Source organism: Bradyrhizobium sp. (assembly GCF_016462955.1).
In the GTDB taxonomy this organism is placed as follows: domain Bacteria; phylum Pseudomonadota; class Alphaproteobacteria; order Rhizobiales; family Xanthobacteraceae; genus Bradyrhizobium.
On the sequence record NZ_JAEMSD010000578.1, the window covers coordinates 1 to 3,913 of the forward strand.

2 protein-coding genes and 2 pseudogenes are annotated in these 3,913 nt (G+C 64.0%); 2 read left to right on the forward strand and 2 right to left on the reverse strand.

Going from position 1 to position 3,913, the window contains the following annotated elements; translation table 11 throughout:
* Positions 1 to 236 (reverse strand): annotated as a pseudogene (locus JHD07_RS34790) (hypothetical protein); the annotation flags it as partial.
* A 95-nt stretch (positions 237 to 331) separates the two neighbouring features.
* Entirely contained in the window at positions 332 to 1,837 is a 1,506-nt protein-coding gene (locus tag JHD07_RS34795) for a metallophosphoesterase (protein ID WP_291630411.1), read from the reverse strand.
* 485 nt (positions 1,838 to 2,322) lie between these two features.
* Here JHD07_RS34795 and JHD07_RS34800 point away from each other — a divergent pair, with 485 nt between their 5' ends.
* Positions 2,323 to 3,696, forward strand: coding sequence for a M17 family metallopeptidase (locus tag JHD07_RS34800; protein WP_291630413.1), 1,374 nt, complete (start codon positions 2,323 to 2,325; stop codon positions 3,694 to 3,696).
* Positions 3,689 to 3,913 (forward strand): annotated as a pseudogene (locus JHD07_RS34805) (peptidase P60); the annotation flags it as partial. The gene JHD07_RS34800 and the pseudogene JHD07_RS34805, both read left to right, overlap by 8 nt.

The following is a 3,913-nucleotide window of genomic DNA, read 5'->3' on the forward strand; positions in this document are numbered from 1 at the left end:
GCGAGCGCGGCGTCGGCGTCCTTGGGATTGGCGCGGTAGCGCTCGCCATAGACTTCGATGGCGCGTGCTGGTTCGGCCGGTGCGCGATCGCCGGGAGCCGCCTCTGCCCGCGGGCCGACCGAGCCCGTCACGTCGGAGAGTTTGGACATGGCCGTACAGCCGCCGAGGCCCATCGCCACCGTCGCGACCAGCGACGTGGAAGCAAGTAGCCGGGTAAGCCTGATCCGTTGGCGCATGACGCTTTGACTCTCGAGCCGCTCAATCGAGCCGAACGCGCCAGCAATAGAATGTTAACCCTAACAGCCGGTTAACACGCTCTCGAGCCCTCCCCTCACGCAGGCGTTTGATGGAGGGGCACTTCGCCGCCGAGGTCCAAATCGAGGCCGAGCGCCTTCACCTGCCGGGCGAGGTCCTCCAGCAATTGCAGCCTCTGCTGTGCCTGCTGCTGAACGTCGATTCCCGCGCAAGGCAGCCGCGGCACTTCGCGCAGGAAATCGTCGCAGTTGATCAAGCCCTTGCCGTAGAGCTCATCGAGCTGAGCGCGATCGATGCCGAGCACGCCGGCGGATTGCTCGATCAACCGGCCGAGCAGCGCTCTTACCGCGGCGAGCGTGCCGACATCAGATCTCGGCCCGGACCTCGCGACCTTGCCTTCGAGCTCTGTCCAGGCATGCGACGAGACGATGTAGGCGTAGAGCGAATTCGCCCAATCCGGTTGCGCTTCATCGTGAAAACCGCGGCGCATGAACAGTCGGCGGGCGATCGCCGCCACCTGATCGCGCTTCAGCGCGCCGGACGATACGACCTCGATGGCCGACTCGACGGCCGGATCACGGGAAAAGTCCCGTCCTGCCGGCAGCTTTATGATGCCGTCCGCCAGGTTCGAGTCGAGCGGCCTGAAGGCGGCATCGTTTCGCCGCCTCGAATAGCGGCTGATCGCGAAATGGTGCTCCCCGCGGCCGGCCCGGGACGCAGGGCCGAAATGGATGAGGTTGAACCCGGCATCGTCGCCAGCTTGCCCGGTCGAGGATGGACATGAGAGCACGTAGATCGTGCGCCAGAACGCCTCACCGCTCTCGCTCGATGTCGCACACGGATCGGGGATGGAATAGCGGGTCAGTCCCTCGACATGGCGATGACCATGCAGAACCAGATCGACGTTGAGCGAGGTGGCGGACTCCAGGAAGGTCGCAGGTGCGGCGAGATACATCAACGGCTCATCGGGCAGGCCGAGAAAGCGCTTTCCTTCGCCGGTCGCCTGCGGCAGCGGATGATGGTGCAAGGCCAGCACGCGCACCAGGTTTTCCGCCGGTTCGGCATAGTCGGCACGCCCCGCAGAACCGAGGCTGCCCGCGAGTTCGGCGCTCAGCCGGGCCGAATCCGCCACGATCGCCTTGTAAGTGCTCTCGTCGACATGTCCGCCCGCGAGCTTCATCAGGCTTGCGCGATTGGAATCGAGCAGCACCAGGTTGAGGCCTGCCTGGCGATAATAGACGCTCTTCGCGGTCCGTGGCAGATGCAGGTAGTCGTAGGCGTCGTGGCGGCCCGCAGCCTGGCTCGGCCGCTTGACATCGTGATTGCCGGCAACGGCCTGGATGTCGGTGAACAGACCGGTCTGCCGGAACGAGGCGATGACGGAAAGCGCCTCGTCGAGCGCACGCGGCGTCGGATCGTCGACCAGATCGCCCGTGATCAGCAAGATACGATCGGGGACCTGCGTGACGTCCGCCATCTTCTCGCAAACCGCGGCCCTGAGCGTCTCGATGGCCGGAAGCAGCCGGCCTGACCCATCCAGATGCAGGTCGGAAATCTGCGCAATAACGAACGATGTATCCATTTTGCGCCGCTCATCTGCGAATGCTGCGCCGCCCAAGCGATGAGAGAAATGCTTCGACGAACAAATTCAGGCCATCAGCCAAGAATGACCAACCGACAAGAATGACCAACCGAGTGCCACTGCGCCCCTGCGTGCGGTACGCGCGAGGCGAGCGACACAATCTAAAATGTTCACGGATATTGCCACAACCGCGACGCTAGTAAAGCCCCGCGATTGTGCTTTTGCGAACAGCGGTTCTCGGCCCAAGATACGAGATTTGTCCGAGCACGGAATTGCCTAAAGCGCGATGCGATTAGGATGAATCGTCATCGCGCTTTAGGTTATTATTTGAGCATGATCTTTCGGCAAACCCCTGCGCACTTTTCCGGATCATGCTCTAGCCCCTCAATGTCGATGGCGAGCGAAGCCGATTGCAGCGGCGGCCAAACTCTGCGAAGTCTCGTCCGTTCGCATGACCCGCTTGATCCGACGATCCGGACCCGCCAATGCCTTCTGTCTTCGAGACATCACCCACCGCCACCTCGATCACGTTCATCACAAAATCGACCTGGGACCGGGTCGTCGAGACGCTGGCGCCGGCACAACGCAAGTTCGTGGGCGCCAGCGCCTTTGCCGCCAAGCCGGGCAGCTATCTGGCGCTGCCTGCGCCTGACGGTACGATTGCGCAGGTGCTGTTCGGCCTCGAAGACGACGGTGCGAGATCCCGAGACCTGTTCCGGCCTGGTGCCCTGCCCGGCTTGCTGCCGCCGGGCACCTATCGCTTTGCCAATGCACCTCACGATGCACGGCTCGCCGCGCTCGCCTTTGCATTGGGATGTTACCGCTTCGCCCGCTATCGCAAGGCAGACAGGCCCGACGTGCGGCTGGTGCCGCCGGAAGGTGTTGACGCGACCGAGATCGATCGCATTGCAGATGCGGCCATGCTGGCGCGCGACCTCATCAACACGCCGTCCAACGACATGGGCCCGTCGGAACTCGCCGCGGCCGCGCAAGCGCTCGCCGCCGAGTTCGGCGCGAGCTTTGCGTGCACCATCGGCGAAGACCTGGCGAAGAACTTTCCGCTGATCCATGCCGTCGGCATGGCTTCCAGCCGCGCACCGCGGCTGATCGACATCAGCTGGGGCGATCCAGATCATCCCAAGGTGACGCTGGTCGGCAAGGGCGTGTGTTTTGACACCGGCGGGCTCGACCTGAAACCGTCGAGCGGCATGCTGATCATGAAGAAGGACATGGGCGGCGCCGCCAACGTGCTGGCGCTGGCACGCATGGTGATGGACGCCAAGCTGAAGGTGCGGCTGCGCGTGCTGATTCCGGCGGTGGAGAATGCCGTCGCCGGCAACGCCTTCCGCCCGCTCGATGTCTTCACGTCGCGCAAAGGCATCACCGTCGAGATCGGCAATACCGATGCCGAAGGCCGGCTCGTGCTCGCCGACGCGCTGGCGCTGGCCGACGAGGAGAAGCCCGATCTGCTGATCGATCTGGGCACGCTCACCGGCGCGGCCCGGGTTGCGCTGGGGCCGGACTTGCCGCCCTTTTATACCAACGATGAAGCACTCGCCGCCGACGTCGCACGTTGTGCAGTGAAGGAGAACGATCCGTTGTGGCGCATGCCGCTGTGGCCGCCATACGATGCCTGGCTGGACTCCAAGACGGCCACGATCACCAACGCACCATCAGGTGGCTTTGCCGGCTCGATCACCTGCGCGCTGTTTCTGCAACGCTTCGTCGAGCATGCCAAGAGCTGGCTGCATGTCGACATTTACGGCTGGACCCCCTCGGCGAAGCCGGCACGTCCCGAAGGCGGCGAGTGCCAGTCCGCGCGGGCCATTTACGCACTCTTGAGCGAACGTTATGAATGACCCGGGATACGATCCGAGGCTGACGCCGGCGCGGGGCGACATCGCCGCGAAATATCTCGAAGGCAAAGTTGACGCGGCGCGCTTCGTCGAGGGCGAGGAATTCGAGGTAATCGACGCGCTCGCGCCGGTGCGCGAGCAACCATCCTCGAACGCCGTGCTGATGACCGAGGCCTTGCGCGGCGAACGCGTCACGGTCTACGAGCGCAACGGGGAGGGC